Genomic DNA, 22926 nt, shown 5'->3' with positions numbered 1-22926 from the left:
CTGCGTTAGAAACAGGCTCAGCAAGCCGCTTGCGGCTAACGCGCTTCAGCGCGGCCCGAAGGGCGAGTGAAACGAGTAGTGCTCATGTACAGCCGTACACTCCGCTTGATTCGCTACGCTCAGCCTGCGGCCCAGCCGTTGGCTGTTACTCCGCTTCGCTACGTTTCTCGCCTGTTTCTGCCTTGCATGTCTCTAGCTCGCGAGACTTTGAACATGATTGAACCCTACAGCACCTCGCGCTTGGCTTTATGAAATTTATGGCGTAGATTTTCATGAAATTATCTAAATAAAATTTCATGAGGCGCGCCATGTTCAAACAATCCGCCCAGCATATCGGCACCTACTACGCCGGCACCTACCCAGGTCCGATCCCGCTGCGCCCGCGCCTGCAGGAAGCGTTGCAATGCGATGTGCTGATTATCGGCGGTGGTTTCAGCGGCCTGCACACGGCGCTGCGCCTGGCTCTCGCGGGCAAGAAGGTGGTGCTACTGGAAGCCAGTCGCCTGGCTTGGGCCGCGTCCGGACGCAACGGCGGGCAAGCGTTGCCGGGTTGGTCGTGCGATATGCCGCCGTTCGAGAAGGCACTCGGCCTGGAGCGGGCCCGGCGCCTGTGGGACAGCATGGTCTGGGCCGCCGAAGAAATGCGCGAACTGCCCGAGCGGCACAACTTCGATATCGACTACCGCACCGGTGCGCTCTACACCGCTGTACTGCCGCGCCGCGTGAAGCAGCTGCAGGAGAGCCTGGAAGAAGCCGAGCAGAAGTACGGCTACACGCAGCTGAGCTTTATCCCCAAGGAGCAACTGTCCGAGTGGATCGCCAGCCCACGATACCTGGCAGCCCTGTATGACAGCGGCGCGGCCCACCTCAACCCGCTGAAACTGGCCCAGGGGCTGGCCGATGCTTTCGAGAAAGCCGGCGGCAAGATCTTCGAGCAGAGCAAGGCGCTGAGTTATGAAGAAACGGCTGACGGTTATCTGGCCCGCACCGAACAGGGTGAGGTGCGCAGCGATCTGCTGGTACTGGCCTGCAACGCCTATATCGACAAACTCGATGCGCCACTGGCGAAACGCCTGCTGCCGGTCGGCTCCTACCAGGTCGCCACCGCACAGCTGGACCCGGAGCTGGCGCGCTCACTGTTCCCGCACGGCACCTGCGCCATCGACAACCAGTTCGTACCGGACTACTTCCGCGTCACACCGGACAACCGCCTGCTGTTCGGCGGCGGCTGCACCTACCTGGGCGGCATCCCCAAGGACGTGCCGGCGGCCACCCGGCCCTATCTGGAGCGGGTGTTCCCGCAACTGCGCGGCGTGCAGATCGACTACGGCTGGGGCGGGCATATCGACTGCACCATGCACCGCACCCCGGACATTGGCCATAGCGGGCAGAAGTACTGGCTACAAGGCTTCTCCGGCCACGGCATCCTGCCGACCCTGGCCGCCGCCCGTGCGGTCAGCGACGCGATCCTCGGTGATGCCGACCTGCTTGAGCTGTACCAGGGTCTGAGCAACCCGCGCTTTCCCGGCGGCGATCTACTGGCCGCGCCGATCGAGGCGGTGGGCAAGGCCTGGTATCGCCTGCGCGACGTAATTTGAACCCGTAGCCCGGATGCAATCCGGGACCACCCTCCCCGGATTACATCCGGGCTACGCCATAAGGAAACCCCATGGATATGCAGGAAGAAGTCGAAGGTCTGGCGATCCTGATCCGCGACCTGCGCAAACACAAGAACCTCACCCTCGGTGAGCTGGCAGCACGCATCGACCGTTCGGTGGGCTTTCTCTCGCAGGTCGAGCGCGGCCTGTCGCGCCCAACCGTGGCCGACCTCACCGCGATCAGCGAAAGCCTCGGCGTACCGACCACCTACTTCTACAGCCTGAGCAAACCGCGCGCCGTGCCCTGGGTCACCCGCCCCGGCGAGCGCCGCACCCTGTATTACGCCGGCGGCATCACCGATGTACTGGCCTCACCGACCATGGCTGGCGGCTTCTCCATGCTCGAAAGCCGTTTAGACCCGGGCGCCACCAGCGGCGACGGGCACTTGAACGACAGCTCCGAGCAAGGCGGTTTTGTCCTCGAAGGCGAGCTGACCATCTGGTACGGCGATGCCGCCGAACCGGTCACCCTCGGCCCGAACGACAGTTTCCAGCTGCCGCCGCACGCACAGTTTCGCTACGCCAACCTCACCGACTTACCCACACGAGTGCTCTGGATCTTCACCTGATCCGCGCAGATAACCGCCATGACAACAACAACGACCTTTCCCGATCTGCTCAGCGAAGTCCGCGCCTTTCGCAGCGCCCACCCCGAGGTGCGCTATGTCGACCTGATCAGCCTGGATATTCCCGGGCATTTCTACGGCAAGCGCTACCCCATCGATATGCTCGAGAAAGTCGCCGCCGGCAGCCCGCTGAAAATCCCGCAGAACTGCGTGCTGCTCGGCGTGCAGGGCGGCCTGCACCCGATTGGCGACTACTGCTTCAACGACGGCGACCCGGATGCGCCGCGCCGGCTAATCCCTGGCACGCTCAAGCCGGTGCGCTGGGAAAGCCAGCCGCTGGGGCAGATGCTGATCAGCTCCGACGGCACCGCCGCACCCATCGAGTTCGAACCGCGTGAAGTACTCGCTCGCGTGCTCAAGCGCCTGGCCGCACGCGGTATCCGCCCGGTGGTGGCGTTCGAGCTGGAGTTCTACCTGTTTGATCGCAAGCTGCAGGACGGCCTGCCGCAGTTCCCCCGCGACCCGCTGTGCGACGATGCCGACGACCAGCCGAATATGCATATTGAGCGCCTGTCGCGCTTCGCCGATGTGCTGCATGAGATCGTCGACGCCGCCAATGAGCAGGGCATCGATGCCAACGTGATCACCGCCGAACTCGGCCCCGGTCAGTTCGAGATCAACTTCGGCCACTGCGACGACGGCCTGCGCGCCGCCGACTGGGCCGCTTTGTTCTGCCGCAGCACCCGTGGCGTAGCGCTCAAGCACGGCCAGCGCGCCAGCTTTATGAGCAAACCCTACCTGCACGCGCCGGGCAGCGGCATGCATGTGCACGTCAGCCTGTATGACGCCGCCGGCAACAACCTGCTGGCCAGTGACGAACAACGGCCGCTGCGCCATGCCGTGGCGGGCTGCCTGAAGCTGCTGCCGCACTGCATGCCGATCTTCGCCGCCAACCACAACGCCTTCCGCCGCTACGGCGCCATGGTCAACGCTGCCAGCCGCGCCAGTTGGGGCTTCGAGGACCGCGATGCGTGTATCCGTATTCCCGAATCGGACGGTAAAAACCTGCGCATCGAACACCGCCTGGCCGGCGCCGACGCCAACCCTTATCTGGTGCTGGCGGCGATCCTCACCGGTATGGAACATGGCCTGGATGCCGGCAGGGAACCCATCGCACCGCTCAACGAGAACCGCCAGAGCGGCATCGACTTTCCCCAGGACATGCTCGGCGCAGTCAGTGCCATGCGCGACCACCCGGTGGTCAACCAGGGCCTGGGCAGTGAGTTCGTCATGGTTTACTGCGAGAACAAGCGCCAGGATCACCTGGCCTTTATGCAGGAAGTCAGTGCGCGGGAATACCGCTGGTTTCTCTGACGGACAGCGCGCCTGTTGTCTCGACAGCGGGCGCGCGACTTCAACGCAGCAGATATACCGCCAACCCGGCCAGCGCCGACACCAGCAGCACCTCCATCACCCCACGCTTGAAGCGCAGCAGCGCCAGCGCTGCTGCCACGGCCAGCAGTGCCGACGGCCAGTCGAAGGCCCCTTCGAAGCCCTGCGGCCAGAGCACGTGGTAGGCAAAGAACAGCGCCAGATTCAGAATCACCCCGACCACGGCGGCAGTAATCGCAGTCAGCGGTGCGGTGAACTTCAGCTCACCGTGAGTCGATTCCACCAGCGGCCCGCCGGCGAGAATGAACAGAAAAGACGGCAGAAAGGTGAACCAGGTGACCAGCGCTGCCGCCACTGCCCCGCTGACAAAGCCCGAATCGCCGCCGAATACCGGCTGCAGATAGGCGCCGACAAAGGCCACAAACGCCACCACCATGATCAGCGGCCCCGGCGTGGTTTCGCCCAGCGCTAGGCCGTCGATCATCTGCGCCGGCGTCAGCCAGCCGTAATGGCCGATGGCGCCCTGGTAAACATACGGCAGCACCGCATAGGCGCCGCCAAAGGTCAGTAGCGCCGCCTTGGTAAAGAACCAGGCCATCTGCGTCAGCGTGCCATCCCAACCGTACAGCCAGGTCAGCAGGCCCATCGGCAGCAACCAGAGCAGCGCCCCCACCGCCAGCAGCAGCGCCAGGCGCGAGGCGCGAAAACGTGTGTGCGGCGCCGGCGGGCTGTCATCATCGATCAGCGCCGGGCCGTAAGACTTGCCCTGTTGCGCATGCCCCCCACCTAGGCTGAACTGTTGCGGCAACAGGCGGCCACCGAGGTAGCCGAGCAGCGCGGCGCCGATCACGATCAGGGGAAACGGCAGGTTAAGGGCAAAGATGGCGACAAACGACGCCCCGGCAATGCCCCACAGCCAGTTGTTCTTCAGCGCCCGCGAGCCGATGCGCCAGGCCGCCTGCATGACAATGGCGGTGACCGCCGGCTTGATCCCGTAGAACAACCCCGCCACCAGCGGCACATCGCCGTAAGCGATATACAGCCAGGACAGGCCGATCAGGATAAACAGCGACGGCAGCACGAACAGCACCCCGGCAATCACCCCGCCCCAGGTGCGGTGCAGCAGCCAGCCGATATAGGTGGCCAGTTGCTGCGCTTCCGGCCCCGGCAGCAACATGCAGTAGTTCAGCGCATGCAGAAAACGCCGCTCGGACAGCCAACGGCGTTTCTCCACCAATTCCTGATGCATGATCGCAATCTGCCCAGCCGGCCCGCCGAAGCTGATCAGGCCCAATTTCAGCCAGAACCAGAAGGCCTCGCCCAGGCTTACCGCTGGCGGCGCAGTTGCTGCAGTTGACTCGGACATCACATCACTCACGGCGCTAAAAGCTGCCGCACTATAGCGCGCCGCGATGACAATTTAAGCCCGCACCACTCAAGCCCGGAGGCGGTTTTCCGTATACTGGGCAGCGCTACGCCCTCCCTCAACCTGCCCGTGAAGCGCCCCGTGAAAATCCGCCAATCGATAGTAAGCCTGCTGCTGATCTGCAGCTGCGTTGTAGTTGCATCGAACACCCAGGCCGCCCCCGCCAAACAACAGGACCTGGCCGCCGGCAGCGCCCTGCTGGTCGACCTGCAGACCAATCAGGTGCTTTACGAGCGCAACGCCGACAGCGTGGTGCCGATTGCCTCGGTGACCAAGCTGATGACCGCCATGGTCACCCTCGACGCCAAACTGCCGCTGGATCAGCAACTGCCGATCATGATCCGCGATACCCAGGAGATGCGTGGCGTGTTCTCCCGCGTGCGCGTGGGCAGCGAACTGAGTCGCCGCGACATGTTGCTGCTGGCCCTGATGGCCTCGGAAAACCGCGCCGCCGCCAGCCTGGCGCACCATTACCCGGGCGGTCATGCGGCCTTTGTCGCGGCGATGAATGCCAAGGCCCGCGCCCTGGGCATGAAGCATTCGCGCTTTGTCGAGCCCACCGGCCTGTCGGAGCACAACGTCTCCAGCGCCCGCGACCTGGTACTGATGCTCAAGGCCGCGCGTCAGTACCCGCTGATCAGCCAGTTCAGCACCACCTCGGAAAAGACCCAGGCATTTCGCAAACCCAACTACACCCTGGGCTTTCGCAACACCAATAACCTGGTGCGCAAAGCCGACTGGAGCGTACAGCTGAGCAAAACCGGCTACACCAACGAGGCCGGTCGCTGCCTGGTGATGAACACCGTGATGAACCAGCGCCCAGTCGCCTTTGTGGTGCTGGACGCCTTCGGCAAATACACCCATATGGCCGACGCCACGCGCCTCAAGCGCTGGCTGGAAACCGGCAAGGTCACCCCCGTGGCCCCGGCCGCCATCAGTTACCGCCAGCAAAAACTGGCACAACGCCAGGCCCAGGCCGCGCAGTAACCCCGCAAATGACAAGGCCCGCAGACAAAGCGGGCCTTGTTGTATCAGACCGTAGGATGGGCACGGTTCACATAGATTGAGTCAGACGCGACCAGTCCCCTCGCCCCTCCGGGGAGAGGGGAGCAAGCAGTTCAGCCGTTATGCAAGCCAAACAACGGCTGACGCATGCCAAACACCAGAAAGCGCGCCAGTTCGTTGAGCGGCAGAGCCTTGCTGATCAGATACCCCTGCACCTGGTCACAGCCGTACTGGCGCAGCAGCGCCAGTTGCTCGGCATTCTCCACGCCCTCGCCCACCACCTGCAGGTTGAGGTTGTGCGCCAGGTTGATCATCGCCCGCACCAGTTGCCGGTTCTCCGCGCGCTCACACATGCCGCCGACAAAGCTCTTGTCGATCTTTAGCAGGGTGATCGGCAGGTTGTTCAAGTGCACGAAAGAGGAGAAGCCGGTACCGAAATCGTCCAGCGAGAAGCGCACACCGAGGCGACCGAGGGCCAGCATGGTCTGCTGCACCTGATCGCTGCGGCGCATCACCGCGGTTTCGGTCAACTCGAATTCCAGCCACTGCGCATCGACGCCGCGCTCTTCGATCAGGCGGCTGAGGGTCGGCAGCAACTGGCTGTCCTGGAACTGGCGGAACGACAGATTGACCGCCATATGCAGCGCCGGCAGGCCTCGCCCGCGCAACCACTGCATATCGCGCAGCGCGCGGCTGATCACCCAGTAGCCGAGCGGCACAATCAGCCCGCTCTCTTCGGCCAGCGGCACGAATTCGTTGGGCGACAGCAGACCATGCTCACTGTGACGCCAGCGCACCAGCGCCTCCAGGCCGACAATGCGTCCAGACTGCAGGCACAGGCGCGGCTGGTAGTGCAGCTCCAGCTCGTCGCGACGCAGGGCGCGGCGCAACTCGCTTTCCAGGTCGGCCTGGTTGCGCGCACTGCGGTTGATCCGCTCGTCGTAGATATGAAAGGTGCAGCCCTGCTGGCTCTTGGCCTGCTGCATGGCGATATGCGCATGCCACATAAGCGGGTCGGCGCTGCTCTCGGCGCGCGAATGCGCAAGACCCAGGCTGCAACCGATCAGCAGGCTTTCGCCATCAATCCAGTAAGGCTCGCCCAGGGCTTCGGTAATCTGTGCGGCCAAGCGCTCGGCGCGCTGCGGGTCGCGGCGGCTGTCGAGCAACAGGGCAAATTCATCGCTACCCAGGCGGGCGACCTGATCGCCGGCCTGCAACTGCGCCTTGATCCGCGCCACCACCTGCAGAATCAGGCTGTCGCCACCCTGATAGCCCAGGGCATCGTTGGCATGCCGGAAGTTGTCCAGGTCGAGGTGGCCCAGAGTCAGGCCGCGGCCTTCGTATTCAGCCAGGCGCGCGGCCAACAGAGTTTGAAAGCCCTGGCGGTTGGCGATGCCGGTCAGCGCGTCCTGTTCGGCCAGGCGATGCAAGGTGTCGTTGAGGTTGCCGCGTTCGCGCGCATAGCGCAGACAGCGGCGCAACACCTCGGCGCTGAGCTGGTCGCGCACCAGCCAGTCGCACACGCCCTCAGGCTCGGCTTCAGGCTCGGTATCCAGCAGCAGGACAATGGGTAGGGAACAGCGCCCGGAAGCGGGCAGATGACGCGCAGTGGTCAGCAGCAGGGCGTTGCTGGGCTTGTCGAACAGCGCGCTGGCCGCCTCCCAGGACGGTGCAGTGATCAGTGCATAGCCACTGCCAAGCGCACTCAGGCGCTCGCGCAGCAACTGCGCCCAACCCGGCGTTTCCGCCAGCAAAAGCAACCGTAATGGTTCGACGAACGCGGACAAACAACTTCCCCCACTGCACAAATAAAGAGCTTTGAACCCGCTCGGATGCGTCGTAATCGACGTCTAATCACGCACATCCTTGTGTCAGTGGCGCGCCCTGCGGCATGGCAAGGACCCGAAAGTGGCACCAGAGTACTGGATTAGCAAAATTAACCAAGCCTGGCTGTTTGCCATTATGTGCGCTGCAACACACTTCCAGATGGTCACGGCAGAAAGCCTCAGGCCTGTTAAAATGCGCGCCCATTCCCCCCTGACGATTGATCGAATGTCCCGACTGAACCCTCGGCAACAGGAAGCCGTGAACTATGTCGGCGGCCCACTTTTGGTGCTCGCCGGCGCAGGCTCCGGCAAGACCAGCGTGATTACCCGCAAGATCGCCCACCTGGTGCAGAACTGTGGCATCCAGGCACGCCACATTGTCGCCATGACCTTTACCAACAAGGCCGCGCGCGAGATGAAAGAACGCGTCGGCAGCCTGCTCAAAGGCCCCGAGGCGCGCGGCCTGACGGTGTCGACCTTCCACAACCTGGGCATGAACATCATCCGCAAGGAGTACGCACGCCTGGGCTACAAGCCGGGGTTCTCGATCTTCGATGATGGCGATATCAAGGCGCTGCTCACCGACATCATGCAGAAGGAATATGCCGGTGATGACGGTGCGGACGAGATCAAGAACTACATCGACAGCTGGAAGAACGACCTGATCCTGCCTGAACAGGCGCTGGCTAACGCACGCAACCCCAAGGAGCAGACCGCCGCCATCGTCTACCTGCACTACCAGCGCACGCTCAAGGCGTACAACGCGGTGGACTTCAACGACCTGATCCTGCTGCCGGTGATGCTGTTTCAGGAGCACGCCGACATCCTGGAAAAATGGCAGAACCGCATCCGCTACCTGCTGGTCGACGAATACCAGGACACCAACGCCAGCCAATACCTGTTGGTGAAGATGCTGGTGGGTATGCGCAACCAGTTCACCGTGGTTGGCGACGACGACCAGTCGATCTACGCCTGGCGCGGCGCGCGCCCGGAAAACCTGATGCTGCTGAAAGAGGATTACCCCTCACTGAAGGTGGTGATGCTGGAGCAGAACTACCGCTCCACCAGCCGCATCTTGAAATGCGCCAACATCCTTATCGCCAACAACCCGCATGCGTTCGAGAAACAGCTGTGGAGCGAGATGGGCATGGGTGACGAGATCCGTGTGATCCGTTGCCGCAACGAAGACGCCGAGTGCGAACGGGTGGCCCTGGAAATCCTCACCGAGCACCTGCGCACCCAGCGCCCCTACAGCGATTACGCCATCCTCTACCGCGGCAACTACCAGGCCAAGCTGATGGAGCTGAAACTGCAGCACCATCAGATCCCCTATCGCCTCTCGGGCGGCACCAGCTTCTTCGCCCGCCAGGAGGTGAAGGACCTGATGAGTTACTTCCGCCTGCTGGTCAACCCGGACGATGACAACGCCTTTCTGCGGGTGATCAACGTGCCGCGCCGCGAGATCGGCTCGACCACCCTGGAAAAGCTCGGCAACTACGCCACCAGCCGCAAGATCAGCATGTACGCCGCCGCCGGCGAAATCGGCCTCGGTGAGCAGCTGGATGCGCGCTACACCGAGCGCCTGGCACGCTTCACCCAATGGATGGACCGGGTGCGTCAGGAATGCGCGCAAAACGACCCGATTGCCGCGATCCGCAGCATGGTGATGGACATCGACTACGAGAACTGGCTGCGGCAGAACGCTTCCAGCGACAAGGTCGCCGAGGCACGCATGGGCAACGTCTGGTTCCTCGTCGAGGCGCTGAAGAACACTCTGGAGCGCGACGAAGACGGCGAGATGACCATCGAGGACGCCATCGGCAAACTGGTGCTGCGCGACATGCTCGAACGTCAGCAGGAAGAGGAAGAAGGCGCCGAAGGCGTGCAGATGATGACCCTACACGCCTCCAAAGGACTGGAGTACCCCTCGGTGTACATCCTTGGCGTGGAGGAGGAAATCCTCCCGCACCGCTCCAGCATCGAAGCCGATACAGTCGAGGAAGAACGACGCCTGGCTTACGTCGGCATCACCCGCGCCAAACGCAACCTGACCATGACTTTCGCCGCCAAGCGCAAACAGTACGGTGAAATTATCGACTGCTCACCGAGCCGTTTTCTCGATGAACTGCCGCCCGAGGACCTGGTCTGGGAAGGCCTGGAAGACGCCGCACCCGAGGTCAAGGCCGCCACCGGTAACTCGGCGCTGGCCAATATGCGCGCCATGCTAAAAAAATAACCGGCAACGGCGCACGGGCGCAGGCAGACGTATTTCGTCAGCTCCTGCATCCGCGCTACGCTGCACCATTACATCCCGGCGCAGACCGGGCATCAGAAAGAACGACGAGGGTAACCGCGTGGAAGCGCTGAAACAGAAGATTCGCGAGGAAGGCACCGTGCTCTCGGAGCAGGTGCTCAAGGTTGATGCCTTTCTCAATCACCAGATCGACCCGGCACTGATGCAGCAGATCGGCCACGAATTCGCCCAGCGCTTTGCTGGCCAGGGCATCACCAAGATCGTCACCATCGAAGCCTCGGGTATCGCCCCGGCGGTGATGGCCGGCCTTGAATTAGGCGTACCGGTGATCTTCGCGCGCAAGTACCAGTCGCTGACACTCAAGGACGACCTGTACATCTCCAAAGTGTTTTCCTTCACCAAGCAGACCGAAAGCACCCTGGCCATCTCGGCCAAACACCTGGGCGCCCACGACCATGTGCTGCTGGTCGACGACTTCCTCGCCAACGGCCATGCTGCCCGCGCCCTGATCGACCTGATCGGCCAGGCTGGCGCCAGCATCGCCGGCATTGGTGTGGTCATCGAGAAGTCCTTCCAGCGCGGCCGCGCCGAACTGGATGCGCAGGGCTATCGGGTCGAGTCGCTGGCGCGCATCGAGTCGCTCAAGGATGGCCAGGTCAGTTTTATTGATTAGATAAGGCGCACACATGGATCGTGATTACCAAAAGGCGGCCAAGCACGTGCGCAAGCATGCTGCCAAGACCCTCGACAAGATGCCCTGGATCGCCGGCGCCTTGCTCGGCCTGCTGGCGGTGAGCCTGGTGACGACCCCGCCCTCACTGCCTCTGCTAGCCGCCAATGCGCTGCTGGGCGGTCTGTTTCTGGCGGCCTATGCCTTCAGCCTGAAACGCCCTGAGTGGCAATGGCTGACAGGCATGCTCGTCCCAATATGCATGCCACTTATCTCGGTCATACTCAGCGAGAAACTCGGCTCCAGCGCCTGGTATCTGCTGCAAGGCCCGCTGGCGTTGTTCGCTACGTTTAGCCTGCTGGCACTGCTGATGCGTCCGTACCTGCGCAAACTGGCTGGAATACCGATAAAACGTCGGCACAAAAAAGCCGCCTGAATAGGCGGCTTTTTTTACAGTAGCGTCGGGCGTGTTACAGGCCGGACATCTTCTGAATTGCAGCACGCAGCTCGTCATCCGAGCAGTCGGCGCAGGTGCCTTTCGGCGGCATGGCGTTGATACCGGAAATCGCCTTGGCCAGGATGCCGTCGAGGCCGCCCTGGTGGTCTGCGCGCTCTTTCCAGGCGGCAGTGTCGCCAATTTTCGGCGCGCCCAGGATACCCGGGGTGTGGCAGGCACCGCAGTGCTTGGCAATGATGTCATCGGCCGTACGCGCCGCGCCACCAGCAGTGGCTGCTACAGCACCCACGCCTTTGCATTCCTCACCCATTACACAAACTTGGCCGACCGGCTTGAGGCGCTCGGCAATGGCTTCGTCGGTCGTGGCCTGAGCAGTCACTGCCCACAGGGCCAATACGGTAGCCGGTGCTACCAGGATCTTTTTAATCAGGTTCACGGTACACCCTCTTCGTGGCTAGTCACGCTCGCGGCCACGGTTTCGCGAGCGGCCGACAGTATAACGGCAAGCCGTGCCGGCCGAAACAACCCAGATTGTCGCAGGGTTATTTCCAAGCCGCTGCAGCCTGCTGTGTTTCCCTGAAACGCAACAGGCTCAGCAGTACGGCTTAGAAGTTGGCCGGTGTGGTGGCACTGATCAAGCGGGCCGGCTGCTCGAACGGATTACGGAAACGATGCGGCTTGCTGCTCTCAAAGTAGTAGCTGTCGCCCGGTTCGAGGATAAACACCTCATCGCCAACGGTCAGCTCCAGCTTGCCTTCGACCAGCATGCCGGCCTCTTCGCCTTCATGGGCGTACATTTCGTCACCGGTGTCGGTGCCAGCCGGATAGGTTTCATCAAGGAAAGAAATAGCCCGGCTGGGATGCGCCTTGCCCACCAGTTTCATGGTGATGGCGCCGCTGCAAATATCGGTGAGTTCGGCGGCGCGATAGACCACCTGGGCCTGACTATCCTGCTCCACGTCCAGGGAGAAAAACTCCACCAATGACATGGGAATACCCGCCAGCACCTTTTTCAACGAACTGATCGAAGGGCTTACGCTGTTCTTCTCGATCATCGAAATGGTGCTGTTGGTGACGCCCGCCCGCTTGGCGAGTTCACGCTGGGAAAGGCCTTTGAGTTTGCGAATGGATTGCAGTCGAACACCGACGTCCAATGCTGGAGTCCCCCTTGGGAGTGATACGAAAAAGTCGCCGTATCATGGCATAGCGTTCAGAATTTACAACACTCGCGTTCAAACTCGTCTACAGCGTGCGTGTTAGAGCCTATTCAAGGGCTCGCGAGCTAGAGCCATGCAAGGCGCTACGTCAGTAACAGCCTCCGGCTGATCAAAACAGGCGAGGAACGGTCGGAGTCGCGGGCGACTTTACGGGTTGTAAATGAGCAGTCCGAGCCTGTTTTTAACGCAGCAGGGCCGACGCGCAGCAGCCTTTGAACAGGCTCTAAGCCCCGAGGTAGAGCAGCGGCGCCCTGCGCAGGTTACAGAAAAGCTGATAGGGAATGCTGCCCGCCTGGGTGGCCACATCGCTGGCTAGCACCTGTTTGCCCCAGAGTTCGACCCGACTGCCCAGCCCGGTTTGCGGCAGATCGGTGAGATCAACGGTAAGCATGTCCATCGACACGCGGCCGATCAGGCGAGTCAGTTGGCCGTCCACCGCCACCGGCGTACCGGTCGGCGCGTGACGCGGGTAGCCGTCGGCATAGCCCATGGCGACCACACCGACACGGGTCGGCCGCTCGCTGACAAAGCGCGCGCCATAGCCCACCGGCTCGCCGGCCGGCAGCTCGCGCACGCTGATGATCTTCGATTCCAGGGTCATTACCGGTTGCAGCCGCGCAGCCACCGCCTGCGCCTGTTCGAACGGGGTCGCGCCGTAGAGCATGATGCCGGGGCGCACCCAGTCGCTCGGCACGTTGGGCCAACCCAATACAGCTGGCGAATTGCGCAAGCTGACCTCAGCAACAATGCCCTGGCGCGCCTGCTCAAACACCGCCAACTGCTCAGCACTGCGCGGACAGTCCAGCTCGTCGGCACGGGCGAAATGGCTCATCAGCACAACCTTCGCCACCTTGCCGCTGGCCAGCAGGCGCTGATAGGCCGCCTGATAATCGACCGGGTGTAGGCCGACGCGGTGCATGCCGCTGTCCATCTTCAACCAGACCGTCAGCGGGCCACGTACCGCGCTGCGCTCAATCGCCTCCAGCTGCCACAGCGAATGCACCACGCACCACAGTTCGTGCTGCTCGATCAGCGGTAATTCGTCGGCCTCGAAAAAGCCCTCCAGCAACAGAATTGGCCCGCGAATACCGGCCTCGCGCAGCTGCAGCGCTTCCTCGATACAGGCCACGGCAAAACCATCGGCCTGCTCCTGCAACGCCTGAGCACAACGCACCGCGCCATGGCCATAGGCATCCGCCTTGATCACCGCCAGGGCGCGGGCGCCGCTGACCTCACGGGCCAGCTGGTAGTTGTGACGCAGGGCTTGCAGGTCAATCAGGGCGCGGGCAGGACGCATGACGTTCTCGGCTATCAGCAGTTTTCAGAAGTAAAAAAGCCCGGGGTGATGGCCGGGCAAACACTTATCGCAAACAGGACGGGCCGATTTACAGGGCGGCCACGATCATCATTTCCACCAGCACCTCAGGCTTGTACATCTTCGCCTCGACACAGGCCCGTGCAGGCGCCGCGCCTGGCGCAACCCAGGCATCCCAGACCTGATTGAGGCCGGCGTAGTCGCGCTCCATATCCTTCAGGTAGATGGTCACGGAGAGAATCTTCGACTTGTCGCTACCGGCCTCGGCCAGCATGCGGTCGGTGTTGGCCAGGGTTTCGCGGGTTTGCTGCACGATGTCGCCGCTGTAGTCGTCCGCCAGCTGGCCGGCCAGGTAGACCGTGCCGTTATGGATGACGATTTCGCTGTAACGACTTTCAGTGTGCAGGCGCTGTACTGACATGCTTGTGACTCTCCTGGGAACGGCTGTAACGGGAAATATCCAGGCCTTCGGCGCTGATCTGCGGACGCTTTTTCGCCATCAGATCGGCAAGCAGGCGACCGGAGCCGCAGGCCATGGTCCAGCCCAGTGTGCCGTGACCGGTGTTGAGGAACAAATTGCGCAAGCCGGTGGCGCCAACAATCGGCGTACCATCCGGAGTGGCCGGACGCAGGCCGGTCCAGAATTCGGCCTGGCGCAGATCGCCGCCCTGCGGGTAGAGGTCAGCGGTGATCATTTCCAGGGTTTCGCGGCGACGCGGATTGAGGCTCAGGTCGAAACCGGCAATCTCGGCCATGCCACCGACGCGAATACGGTTATCGAAACGGGTGATCGCCACTTTGTAGGTTTCATCGAGGATGGTCGAAGTCGGCGCCATCGCCGCATTGGTGATCGGTACAGTCAGCGAATAGCCCTTGAGCGGGTACACCGGCGCCTTGATGCCCAGAGGCTTGAGCAGTTGCGGACTAAAGCTGCCGAGGGCCAGCACGTAACGATCAGCGGTTTCCAGCTTGCCGTCGATCCACACGCCATTGACCCGATCACCCACGGCGTCGATACGCTGGATGTTCTGGCCGAAGCGGAATTCCACACCCAACGCCTTGGCCATCTCGGCCAGTTTGCTGGTGAACAGCTGGCAATCGCCGGTCTGGTCATTCGGCAGACGCAGCGCGCCAGCCAGTTTGTCGGTGACTGCAGCCAGGGCCGGCTCAACGCGGGCGATGCCAGCGCGGTCGAGCAGCTCATAGGGCACGCCGGACTGCTTGAGTACGGCAATGTCTTTCGCCGCGTTATCCAATTGCGCCTGGGTGCGGAACAGTTGGGTGGTGCCCAGGCTGCGACCTTCATAGGCGATGCCAGTCTCGGCGCGCAATTCGTCGAGGCAGTCGCGGCTGTACTCAGACAGACGCACCATGCGCTCCTTGTTCACCGCGTAACGGCTGGCGGTGCAGTTGCGCAGCATCTGCGCCATCCACAAGTACTGGTCGATATCAGCGGTTGCCTTGATCGCCAGCGGTGCATGCTTTTGCAGCAGCCACTTGATGGCTTTCAACGGCACGCCCGGCGCCGCCCACGGCGAGGCGTAGCCCGGCGACACCTGGCCGGCGTTGGCGAAGCTGGTTTCCATGGCCGGGGCGTTCTGCCGGTCGACCACCACCACTTCAAAGCCCTGACGCGCCAGGTAATACGCACTAGCTGTACCAATCACACCGCTGCCGAGAACCAGAACCCGCATGACACGCTCCTCGCCGCGACAATGCGCGGCGGATAATTCCTGAGATCACAATTGAGCGCAGTATAGGAAGAGATCACCAGTGCTTTTCACTATATAAATAGCTATATTTGGCGACAATTCTTGGCAATATCGCCTTATCTAGAGGGGTATCCACCGTGCGCACCCAGCATCAGAGCCGTCGCGAACTGGACAAGATCGACCGCAATATCCTGCGCATCCTGCAGGAAGATGGGCGCATCAGCTTTACCGAGCTGGGCGAACGAGTCGGCCTGTCGACCACGCCTTGTACCGAGCGCGTGCGTCGCCTGGAGCGCGAGGGGATCATCATGGGCTACCACGCCCGGCTCAACCCGCAGCAGCTAAAAGCCAGCCTGTTGGTGTTTGTCGAGATCAGCCTGGACTACAAGTCCGGCGACACCTTCGAGGAATTCCGCCGCGCGGTACTCAAGCTGCCGCACGTACTCGAATGCCACCTGGTGTCCGGCGACTTCGACTACCTGGTGAAGGCGCGGATCAACGAGATGGCCAGCTACCGCAAGCTGCTCGGCGACATCCTGCTCAAGCTGCCGCACGTGCGCGAGTCGAAGAGCTACATCGTCATGGAAGAAGTGAAAGAGAGCCTGAGCCTGCCGATTGCCGACTAGCCGTCAGACTAGAACTTGGCGGGTAGTCGCAATCAGCTGGTGTACCCGCCGCTCCACCGCAGGCTCGGTCAGTTGCTCCGGCCCCTGCCCACGCGGGCACGGCAGGCTCGACGTGGTGCCGAACAGGCGACAGATCAGCGGGCGTTGGTCATACACCGTACACCCTTGCGGGCCGAGGTGTACGCAGTTGTACTCGGCCAGCGCAGCATCATGCTCGGCATCACTCTTGACCGGCAGCCGCGCCATTTCCTCGGATGATGCAGTGACCGGCCCGCAGCAATCGTGGCAACCCGGCACGCAGGCGAAACTGGGAATCTGCAAACGCAGCTGATCGATCTTGCGGCTGGTGCAACTCATGGCGTGATCCTGAAACACAGGCCGGCATAGTAACCGCGCCCAGGATTGAATCGCTGCAAGTGCCAGGGCTAACCGACGAAAATCCGCTTATTTCGCGATTGCCTCTTGGCGTTTGGCAAAGCCCACCCTTATGCTTCGTAAAATTTTCCAAACACAATAATCAGGATTCCACACATGAACGCCCGCGTTCACCAGCCGGTTCACAGCAGCCAGCACGCCAACTCCTATTACGCCGCCAGCGCCAATCGCCAACTCGACTACCCCGCCCTGGGCGGTGAGTTGCGCGCCGATGTGTGCATCGTCGGCGGTGGTTTTTCCGGCCTTAACACCGCCATCGAACTGGCGCAGAAAGGCCTCTCGGTGGTGCTGCTGGAAGCGCACAAGATTGGCTGGGGCGCCAGCGGGCGCAACGGCGGCCAGCTGATTCGCGGCGTCGGCCATGGCGTGGAGCAATTCGAATCGGTGATTGGCGCGCAGGGCGTGCGCGAACTGAAACTGATGGGCCTGGAAGCGGTGGAAATCGTCCGCCAGCGTATCGAGCAGTTCAACATCGACTGCGACCTGACCTGGGGCTACTGCGACCTGGCCAACAAACCCAGCCACCTCGCCGACTTCGCCGAAGACATGGCCGAACTCAAGCAGTTGGGCTATCGCCATGAAATGCGCCTGCTGCAACCGGAGCAGATGCACGAAGTGGTCGGCTCCAACCGCTATGTCGGCGGCATGATCGACATGGGCTCCGGCCACCTGCACCCACTAAACCTGGCACTCGGCGAAGCAACAGCGGCGCAGAGCCTGGGCGTGCAGCTGTTCGAGAACTCGGCAGTGACACGCATCGACTATGGCAGTGAGGTCAAGGTACACACCGCCCAGGGCGTGGTACGCGCCGCCACTCTGGTGCTCGGCTGCAACGCGTACCTGAATGGCCTGAACAGCAACCTCGGCGGCAAGGTACTGCCCGCCGGCAGCTACGTGATTGCCACCGAGCCGCTGTCCGAAGCCGAAGCGCGGGCGATCATTCCGCAGAATATGGCGCTGTGTGACCAGCGCGTGGCCCTGGATTACTACCGCCTGTCCGCCGATCGTCGCCTGCTGTTCGGCGGCGCTTGTCACTATTCCGGTCGCGATCCTGCAGACATCGCCGGCTATATGCGGCCAAAAATGCTGCAAGTCTTCCCGCACCTGAAAGATGTGAAGATCGACTACCAGTGGGGCGGCATGATCGGCATCGGTGCCAACCGCCTGCCGCAGATTGGCCGTCTCAAGGAACAGCCCAACGTGTATTACGCCCAGGCCTACTCGGGCCACGGCGTCAACGCCACGCACCTGGCCGGCAAGCTGCTCGGCGAGGCCATCGCCGGCCAGGCCAGCAGCGGTTTCGACCTGTTCGCCAAGGTGCCGCACATGACCTTCCCCGGCGGCAAACACCTGCGCTCGCCATTGCTCGCCCTGGGCATGCTCTGGCACCGGATGAAAGAGCTGGTCTGATGCTCTACGCCGCAGGCCGCAACGGCCTGCGGTGCTTTCCCCCTACAACTTCCAGAACGGCAGTTGCGCCTCGCGCAGGGCCTGCTCGCGGCTCAGGCCAACATCCTTGAGCTGCTCATCAGTCAGCCTCAGCAGCGCCCGACGAGTGATCAGGCGCTGCCAGAATGCGTTCCAGCGGCGTACAGCTGGCTTCGCTGTACCCGTTTGAGCATACAGATGCCCGCTCGCGGCCTCCTGCTCCAGTTCGCCTGATTGCATTGTCAGCCTGGCATCACTCAACCCGTTCATCACCTGCTCTCCTGCTCGTAAGCCTGATGGGAGATCATGATGAGTGACACGGAAAAAGCATGACAGATTCAAAAATACACTTTTAAATCCATACAGATTTTCGAAACCAGACTCTGAATGGTGGATTTATCACCTATCTGTACTGGCTTGGCGCGGCACACCGAGAAATTGCGAGGCAACTGTTATGACGCTTTACGTCAACCTGGCCGAGTTGCTCGGCGCGCGTATCGAGCAGGGCCTGTATCGCCCCGGTGATCGCCTACCCTCCGTGCGCGCCCTCAGCCTGGAACACGGCGTCAGCCTGAGCACCGTGCAGCAGGCTTACCGCCACCTGGAGGATCAGGGCCTGGCAACGCCCAAGCCGAAATCCGGCTACTTTGTGCCCCAGGCGCGCCAGCAGCCGGCGCTGCCGATGGTCAGCCGCGCCGCCCAACGCCCTGTGGATATTTCCCAGTGGGACCAGGTACTGGAACTGATCAGCCGACCGCCTGGCGGTGATGTGCTGCAGCTGGGGCGCGGCATGCCGGATATCAGTAGCCCAACACTGAAACCGCTGCTGCGCACCCTGTCACGCATGAGCCGCCGCCAGGAGGTCAAGGAACTGAGCTATGGCAGCCTGTATGGTGACCCCGGCCTGCGCGCACAACTGTCGCGGCTGATGCTCGACTCCGGCTGCCAGATCGCCATTGAAGAGCTCGTCACCACCACCGGCTGCCACGAAGCCCTGTCCGTGGCGATTCGCGCGGTGTGCGCGCCGGGCGACATCGTGGCCGTGGATTCACCGAGCTTTCATGGCGTGATGCAGGCACTCAAGGGCTACGGCATGAAGGCCCTGGAACTGCCCACCGACCCGCTCACTGGCATCAGCCTGGAAGCCTTGGAGCTCGCGCTAGAACAGTGGCCGATCAAGGCCATCCAGCTCACCCCCAACTGCAACAACCCACTCGGTTACATCATGCCGGAGGCCAACAAGCGCGCCCTGCTGGCCCTGGCGCAGCGCTATGACGTGGCGATTATCGAGGATGATGTCTACGGCGAGCTGGCCTACAGCTACCCACGCCCGCGCAGCATCAAATCATTCGACGAGGACGGTCGCGTGCTGTTCTGCAGCTCGTTTTCCAAAACCCTGGCACCCGGCTTGCGCGCCGGCTGGATTGCCCCAGGGCGCTACCTGCAACAAGTGCTGCACCTCAAATACATGAGCACGGGCATGGCCGCACAACTGCCCCAACTGGCCCTGGCCGAGTACATCGCCAGCGGTCACTACGAACCACACCTACGCCGCATGCGCAGCCAGTACGCACGCAATCGCGACTGCATGATCGACTGGGTCAGCCGCTACTTCCCCGCCGGCACGCGGGTCAGCCGTCCCCAGGGCGGCTTTATGCTGTGGCTGGAGTTGCCGCCGGGCTTCGACAGCCAGCGCCTGAACCGTGTGCTGCAGCCATACAACATCCAGATCGCCCCCGGCAGCATCTTTTCCGCCGCTGGCAAATACCGCAATTGCCTGCGCATCAACTACGCCGGGCAGCCCACTCCAGCGCTTGAACAGGCGATTCGCCAGGTCGGCGAATGCGTGGCCGCGCTGCTCGCCGAGCAACAGCTCGTGCACCACAGCGCAGAGGGGGCGGTCACGCCTTGATGGCCGCCACCTCGCTGAATGCACCACGCTGAAACGCCAGCCAGACAAACAGCGCCGCGCCAATCGCCATCAGGATCGGCAGCGCATGGCCGCTGACCCACTGGCTCGCCGCACCGGTCGACAGCGGCCCAAGCAGACAGCCCGCGCCCCAGAGCAGGGCGATATGCGAGTTGGCCCGCACCAACGCGTCGTCGCGGTAACGCTGGCCGACCAGAATCAGCGACAGGGTGTACAGGCCGCCCGCGCTGGCACCGAACAGCACCAGCACCACCCAGATCAGCGGCGTGTGCAGCAATGACGGAATGCTCAGGCTCGACAGCAACAGCACCACCCCGCAGCAGCGGAATAGCGTCTGCCGCGGTACGCGGTCGGCCATCCAGCCAATCGGCAGCTGCAGCGCGGCATCACCGACCACCACCGCACTGACCATGATCAATGCCATCTGCTGGGCAAAGCCTTCGCGCACCAGATACACCGGCAACAACGTCAGCACCATGGCTTCGAATCCGGCAAACAACACCACAGCCCAGGCAATCGCCGGCGAACTGCGGCAGAACGCCAGGATGCCGCGCCCGGACGCACTCTGCGCATCGACCTTGGGTGCACCATTGCGGCCCAATAACAGCAAACTGCCGCCCACCAGCAGCGCAGCGGAACACCAGAAGCCGCGGTCACTTTCGGTGCCGAGCAGGGTCAGCAGCAGCGGCCCACACAGCTGACTGAGCGCAAAGCCGGTGCCATACAGCGCCACCAGACGGCCGCGCAGGCGGTCCTCGACCAGCTGATTGATCCAGCTTTCGCCGAGCACAAACACCACGGTCAAGGAGATGCCAATCAGCAGGCGCAGCAATAGCCACAACGGATAGCTTGGCATCACGCTCAGCAGCGCCACCGACGCCGCACTGGCCAGCAGGCACAGGCGCAGGGTCTGCGGCGTGCCGAACCAGCCGGCCAGGTGCCCAGTGAGACGCGCCCCGACCAGCACGCCAATCGCCGGCATGCCCGCCATCACGCCAATGGCAAAGGGGCCATAACCCCAGGCTTCAAGGCGAAACGACACCAGCGGCAGCGTCACGCCCAGCGCCAACCCGACGATCACCACCGCCGCGCTGACGGCGAAATAGGTCATCCAATTCATTTTTCTCACTCCATTCCCTGGCTCGCTCGGCACCCGCAGCGCAGATGCAAAACGGCCGGGCTCCATGGGGAACCCGGCCGCAGGTGTGGCCCTTTTCGAGCCGGCCCCGGAGGGCGGACCTTCAGGCAGCCACTTCCGCCCGTGATGCAGCGTTAGAGTTTGATCCAGGTCGCCTTGATTTCGGTGTACTTGTCGAAGGCATGCAGCGACTTGTCGCGGCCGTTACCGGACTGCTTGAAGCCGCCGAACGGCGCGGTCATGTCACCACCGTCGTACTGGTTGACCCACATGCTGCCGACGCGCAGCGCCTTGGCGGCCAGGTGCGCCTTGGACAGGTTGCTGGTCCAGATGGCGGCCGCCAGGCCATAGATGCTGTCGTTGGCAATCGCGATAGCTTCTTCAGTGCTGTCGAACGGAATCACCGTCAGCACCGGGCCGAAGATTTCTTCCTGCGCGATTCGCATGGCGTTGTGTGCGTCATCGAAGATGGTCGGCTCAACATACTGGCCACCCGTTTCTTCCAGGGTGCGCTTACCGCCGCAGAGCAGCTTGGCCTGATCCTTGTGGCCGGCATCGATATAGCCAAGCACGGCATTCAGGTGACCCGCATCGACCAGCGCGCCGACCTTGGTGTCCGGGTCCAGGGCGTGACCGGCTTTCCAGTCCTGCATGGCTTCCAGCACCATCGGCATGAATTTATCTTTGATCGAACGCTCTACCAGCAGACGCGAGCCGGCGGTGCACATCTCGCCCTGATTGAAGCAGATCGCAGCAGCAGCAGCTTCGGCCGCCGCCTTGAGGTCCGGTGCATCGGCGAAGACGATGTTGGCGCTCTTGCCGCCCGCTTCCAGCCAGACGCGTTTCATGTTCGATTCGCCAGCGTAGATCATCAGCTGCTTGGCGATCTTGGTCGAACCGGTGAACACCAGGGTGTCGACATCCATATGCAGCGCCAGCGCCTTGCCAACGGTATGGCCGTAACCTGGCAGCACGTTGAGCACGCCCGCCGGGATGCCGGCGTCCAGCGCCAGCTGGGCCATACGCAGGGCAGTCAGCGGGGATTTTTCGGAGGGTTTGACGATCACCGAGTTGCCGGTGGCCAGCGCCGGGCCGAGCTTCCAGGCAGTCATGATCATCGGGAAGTTCCACGGCACGATGGCCGCCACCACGCCGACCGGCTCACGGGTCACCAGACCCAGCTCGTCATGCGGAGTAGCCGCCACTTCGTCGTAAATTTTATCGACCGCTTCGCCACTCCAGCGAATCGCCCGCGAGGCACCCGGCACATCGACACCCAGGGCGTCGCTGATTGGTTTGCCCATGTCGAGGGTTTCCAGCAGGGCCAGCTCTTCAGCGTGTTGATCCATCAGGTCGGCAAAACGGATCATGATGCGCTTGCGCTGCGCTGGCGCCATGCGCGACCAGACGCCGGATTCGAACGTGGTGCGGGCATCTGCAACGGCCAACTCGGCATCGGCCAGGTCACAGCTGGCCACCAGACCGAGCAGACGCCCATCGACCGGGCTGATGCACTCGAAGGTGGCCCCGGAGACGGCGGCGCGGTACTCGCCATGCACGAAGGCACGGCCTTCGATCTTCAGATTCTTGGCGCGCTGCTCCCAGTCGGCACGAGTCAGGCTAGTCATTGCTACATCCTCTATCGCTAGTAAAGCGCCGCAGGTCGGCCGCACGCGCTGTCAATTATTCTGCATGGGTCTCAGAACCCAATCCTGCCGGCAACACTAAACCAGAGGCTTGCACACTTCCAATATTTTTTACAAAAACTGGCAAAGCCGCCTTGTTATGTGCGCTTTATTAAACATAGACTGCCGAAATCGTCACCCCAAACCGACAACAAGCCTGACCTTAACAGGCACTCAATACCTACC

Annotated in this window: 21 protein-coding genes; 10 read left to right on the top strand and 11 right to left on the bottom strand. The window is 62.5% G+C overall.

The features are described from left to right. Positions 1 to 308: 308 nt before the first annotated feature. The 3 genes from ACOCLD_RS03985 to ACOCLD_RS03975 all read left to right on the top strand — a co-directional run bounded on the left by ACOCLD_RS03985 (position 309) and on the right by ACOCLD_RS03975 (position 3598). Positions 309 to 1598, top strand: a complete 1290-nt coding sequence (locus ACOCLD_RS03985; protein ID WP_422910930.1) for an NAD(P)/FAD-dependent oxidoreductase — start codon at positions 309 to 311, stop codon at positions 1596 to 1598. Positions 1599 to 1669: 71 nt separating this feature from the next. After that, positions 1670 to 2227, top strand: a complete 558-nt coding sequence (locus ACOCLD_RS03980) for a helix-turn-helix domain-containing protein (RefSeq protein ID WP_233683261.1) — start codon at positions 1670 to 1672, stop codon at positions 2225 to 2227. An 18-nt stretch (positions 2228 to 2245) separates the two neighbouring features. Continuing rightward, the gene (locus ACOCLD_RS03975; RefSeq protein WP_422910929.1) at positions 2246 to 3598 is read left to right on the top strand and encodes a glutamine synthetase family protein; all 1353 of its coding nucleotides are present in this window, start codon (positions 2246 to 2248) and stop codon (positions 3596 to 3598) included. Between the two features lie 40 nt (positions 3599 to 3638). Here the strand turns inward: ACOCLD_RS03975 and chrA are convergent, their stop codons facing one another. Continuing rightward, the gene (gene chrA / locus ACOCLD_RS03970) at positions 3639 to 4982 is read right to left on the bottom strand and encodes a chromate efflux transporter (RefSeq protein WP_422910928.1); all 1344 of its coding nucleotides are present in this window, start codon (positions 4980 to 4982) and stop codon (positions 3639 to 3641) included. A gap of 141 nt (positions 4983 to 5123) precedes the next feature. Here chrA and pbpG point away from each other — a divergent pair, with 141 nt between their 5' ends. Continuing rightward, positions 5124 to 6029 (top strand): D-alanyl-D-alanine endopeptidase, encoded by a 906-nt coding sequence (gene pbpG / locus ACOCLD_RS03965; RefSeq protein ID WP_392541170.1) that lies wholly within the window; start codon positions 5124 to 5126, stop codon positions 6027 to 6029. Between the two features lie 131 nt (positions 6030 to 6160). Here the strand turns inward: pbpG and ACOCLD_RS03960 are convergent, their stop codons facing one another. Beyond that, positions 6161 to 7834, bottom strand: a complete 1674-nt coding sequence (locus ACOCLD_RS03960; RefSeq protein ID WP_422910927.1) for a putative bifunctional diguanylate cyclase/phosphodiesterase — start codon at positions 7832 to 7834, stop codon at positions 6161 to 6163. Positions 7835 to 8099: 265 nt separating this feature from the next. Here ACOCLD_RS03960 and rep point away from each other — a divergent pair, with 265 nt between their 5' ends. From rep to ACOCLD_RS03945, 3 genes are all read left to right on the top strand, one after another. Continuing rightward, complete coding sequence (gene rep / locus ACOCLD_RS03955) at positions 8100 to 10109, top strand: DNA helicase Rep (RefSeq protein ID WP_392541172.1); 2010 nt, start codon at positions 8100 to 8102, stop codon at positions 10107 to 10109. A 118-nt stretch (positions 10110 to 10227) separates the two neighbouring features. Continuing rightward, the gene (locus ACOCLD_RS03950; protein WP_422910926.1) at positions 10228 to 10800 is read left to right on the top strand and encodes a xanthine phosphoribosyltransferase; all 573 of its coding nucleotides are present in this window, start codon (positions 10228 to 10230) and stop codon (positions 10798 to 10800) included. Between the two features lie 13 nt (positions 10801 to 10813). Then, positions 10814 to 11233 carry a hypothetical protein gene (locus ACOCLD_RS03945; protein ID WP_422910925.1) on the top strand — a complete coding sequence of 140 codons (420 nt, stop codon included), beginning with the start codon at positions 10814 to 10816 and terminating at the stop codon, positions 11231 to 11233. Positions 11234 to 11267: 34 nt separating this feature from the next. Here ACOCLD_RS03945 and ACOCLD_RS03940 read toward each other — a convergent pair whose 3' ends face one another. The 5 genes from ACOCLD_RS03940 to dadA form a co-directional block, all read right to left on the bottom strand. Then, on the bottom strand, positions 11268 to 11690 hold the full coding sequence (locus ACOCLD_RS03940) for a c-type cytochrome (protein ID WP_233683254.1): 423 nt from the start codon (positions 11688 to 11690) through the stop codon (positions 11268 to 11270). A 169-nt stretch (positions 11691 to 11859) separates the two neighbouring features. Further along, positions 11860 to 12408, bottom strand: coding sequence for a cupin domain-containing protein (locus ACOCLD_RS03935; RefSeq protein WP_233683253.1), 549 nt, complete (start codon positions 12406 to 12408; stop codon positions 11860 to 11862). A gap of 286 nt (positions 12409 to 12694) precedes the next feature. Continuing rightward, complete coding sequence (alr, locus tag ACOCLD_RS03930) at positions 12695 to 13768, bottom strand: alanine racemase (RefSeq protein ID WP_422910924.1); 1074 nt, start codon at positions 13766 to 13768, stop codon at positions 12695 to 12697. Positions 13769 to 13856: 88 nt separating this feature from the next. Further along, the gene (locus ACOCLD_RS03925) at positions 13857 to 14207 is read right to left on the bottom strand and encodes a RidA family protein (protein ID WP_167143757.1); all 351 of its coding nucleotides are present in this window, start codon (positions 14205 to 14207) and stop codon (positions 13857 to 13859) included. After that, positions 14182 to 15480, bottom strand: a complete 1299-nt coding sequence (gene dadA / locus ACOCLD_RS03920; RefSeq protein ID WP_257776625.1) for a D-amino acid dehydrogenase — start codon at positions 15478 to 15480, stop codon at positions 14182 to 14184. Before dadA ends, ACOCLD_RS03925 begins: the two co-directional genes overlap by 26 nt. 155 nt (positions 15481 to 15635) lie before the next feature. Between dadA and dadR the strand changes: the two genes are divergently transcribed. Further along, positions 15636 to 16124 carry a transcriptional regulator DadR gene (gene dadR / locus ACOCLD_RS03915; RefSeq protein WP_090250512.1) on the top strand — a complete coding sequence of 163 codons (489 nt, stop codon included), beginning with the start codon at positions 15636 to 15638 and terminating at the stop codon, positions 16122 to 16124. Positions 16125 to 16127: 3 nt separating this feature from the next. Here the strand turns inward: dadR and ACOCLD_RS03910 are convergent, their stop codons facing one another. Further along, positions 16128 to 16481: a YkgJ family cysteine cluster protein gene (locus tag ACOCLD_RS03910; protein WP_422910923.1), complete on the bottom strand. Its 354-nt coding sequence runs from the start codon at positions 16479 to 16481 to the stop codon at positions 16128 to 16130. 174 nt (positions 16482 to 16655) lie between these two features. On the opposite strand from ACOCLD_RS03910, the gene ACOCLD_RS03905 reads away from it, so the two are divergent. Continuing rightward, positions 16656 to 17969, top strand: coding sequence for an NAD(P)/FAD-dependent oxidoreductase (locus tag ACOCLD_RS03905; RefSeq protein ID WP_422910922.1), 1314 nt, complete (start codon positions 16656 to 16658; stop codon positions 17967 to 17969). A gap of 42 nt (positions 17970 to 18011) precedes the next feature. Here the strand turns inward: ACOCLD_RS03905 and ACOCLD_RS03900 are convergent, their stop codons facing one another. Next, positions 18012 to 18257 (bottom strand): DUF1127 domain-containing protein, encoded by a 246-nt coding sequence (locus ACOCLD_RS03900; RefSeq protein WP_422910921.1) that lies wholly within the window; start codon positions 18255 to 18257, stop codon positions 18012 to 18014. Between the two features lie 184 nt (positions 18258 to 18441). On the opposite strand from ACOCLD_RS03900, the gene ACOCLD_RS03895 reads away from it, so the two are divergent. Beyond that, positions 18442 to 19899, top strand: a complete 1458-nt coding sequence (locus ACOCLD_RS03895; RefSeq protein ID WP_422910920.1) for a PLP-dependent aminotransferase family protein — start codon at positions 18442 to 18444, stop codon at positions 19897 to 19899. On the opposite strand, the gene ACOCLD_RS03890 is transcribed toward ACOCLD_RS03895, so the two are convergent. Then, complete coding sequence (locus ACOCLD_RS03890) at positions 19889 to 21037, bottom strand: MFS transporter (RefSeq protein WP_422910919.1); 1149 nt, start codon at positions 21035 to 21037, stop codon at positions 19889 to 19891. The two genes, ACOCLD_RS03895 and ACOCLD_RS03890, sit on opposite strands and share 11 nt — an antisense overlap. A gap of 152 nt (positions 21038 to 21189) precedes the next feature. Then, positions 21190 to 22683: an aldehyde dehydrogenase gene (locus ACOCLD_RS03885; protein WP_422910918.1), complete on the bottom strand. Its 1494-nt coding sequence runs from the start codon at positions 22681 to 22683 to the stop codon at positions 21190 to 21192. Positions 22684 to 22926 lie beyond the last annotated feature (243 nt).

Origin of the sequence: Pseudomonas cimarronensis (genome assembly GCF_049331905.1) — a bacterium.
GTDB lineage: Bacteria > Pseudomonadota > Gammaproteobacteria > Pseudomonadales > Pseudomonadaceae > Aquipseudomonas.
This window is presented reverse-complemented; position numbering and strand designations above follow the sequence as displayed.

Coding starts and splice junctions, on each gene's coding strand:
- ACOCLD_RS03985 (WP_422910930.1), top strand. CDS start 309: ATGTTCAAACAATCCGCCCAGCATATCGGCACCTACTACGCCGGCACC.
- ACOCLD_RS03980 (WP_233683261.1), top strand. CDS start 1,670: ATGGATATGCAGGAAGAAGTCGAAGGTCTGGCGATCCTGATCCGCGAC.
- ACOCLD_RS03975 (WP_422910929.1), top strand. CDS start 2,246: ATGACAACAACAACGACCTTTCCCGATCTGCTCAGCGAAGTCCGCGCC.
- chrA (WP_422910928.1), bottom strand. CDS start 4,982: ATGTCCGAGTCAACTGCAGCAACTGCGCCGCCAGCGGTAAGCCTGGGC.
- rep (WP_392541172.1), top strand. CDS start 8,100: ATGTCCCGACTGAACCCTCGGCAACAGGAAGCCGTGAACTATGTCGGC.
- ACOCLD_RS03945 (WP_422910925.1), top strand. CDS start 10,814: ATGGATCGTGATTACCAAAAGGCGGCCAAGCACGTGCGCAAGCATGCT.
- alr (WP_422910924.1), bottom strand. CDS start 13,768: ATGCGTCCTGCCCGCGCCCTGATTGACCTGCAAGCCCTGCGTCACAAC.
- ACOCLD_RS03925 (WP_167143757.1), bottom strand. CDS start 14,207: ATGTCAGTACAGCGCCTGCACACTGAAAGTCGTTACAGCGAAATCGTC.
- dadA (WP_257776625.1), bottom strand. CDS start 15,480: ATGCGGGTTCTGGTTCTCGGCAGCGGTGTGATTGGTACAGCTAGTGCG.
- ACOCLD_RS03910 (WP_422910923.1), bottom strand. CDS start 16,481: ATGAGTTGCACCAGCCGCAAGATCGATCAGCTGCGTTTGCAGATTCCC.
- ACOCLD_RS03905 (WP_422910922.1), top strand. CDS start 16,656: ATGAACGCCCGCGTTCACCAGCCGGTTCACAGCAGCCAGCACGCCAAC.
- ACOCLD_RS03900 (WP_422910921.1), bottom strand. CDS start 18,257: ATGAACGGGTTGAGTGATGCCAGGCTGACAATGCAATCAGGCGAACTG.
- ACOCLD_RS03895 (WP_422910920.1), top strand. CDS start 18,442: ATGACGCTTTACGTCAACCTGGCCGAGTTGCTCGGCGCGCGTATCGAG.
- ACOCLD_RS03890 (WP_422910919.1), bottom strand. CDS start 21,037: ATGAATTGGATGACCTATTTCGCCGTCAGCGCGGCGGTGGTGATCGTC.
- ACOCLD_RS03885 (WP_422910918.1), bottom strand. CDS start 22,683: ATGACTAGCCTGACTCGTGCCGACTGGGAGCAGCGCGCCAAGAATCTG.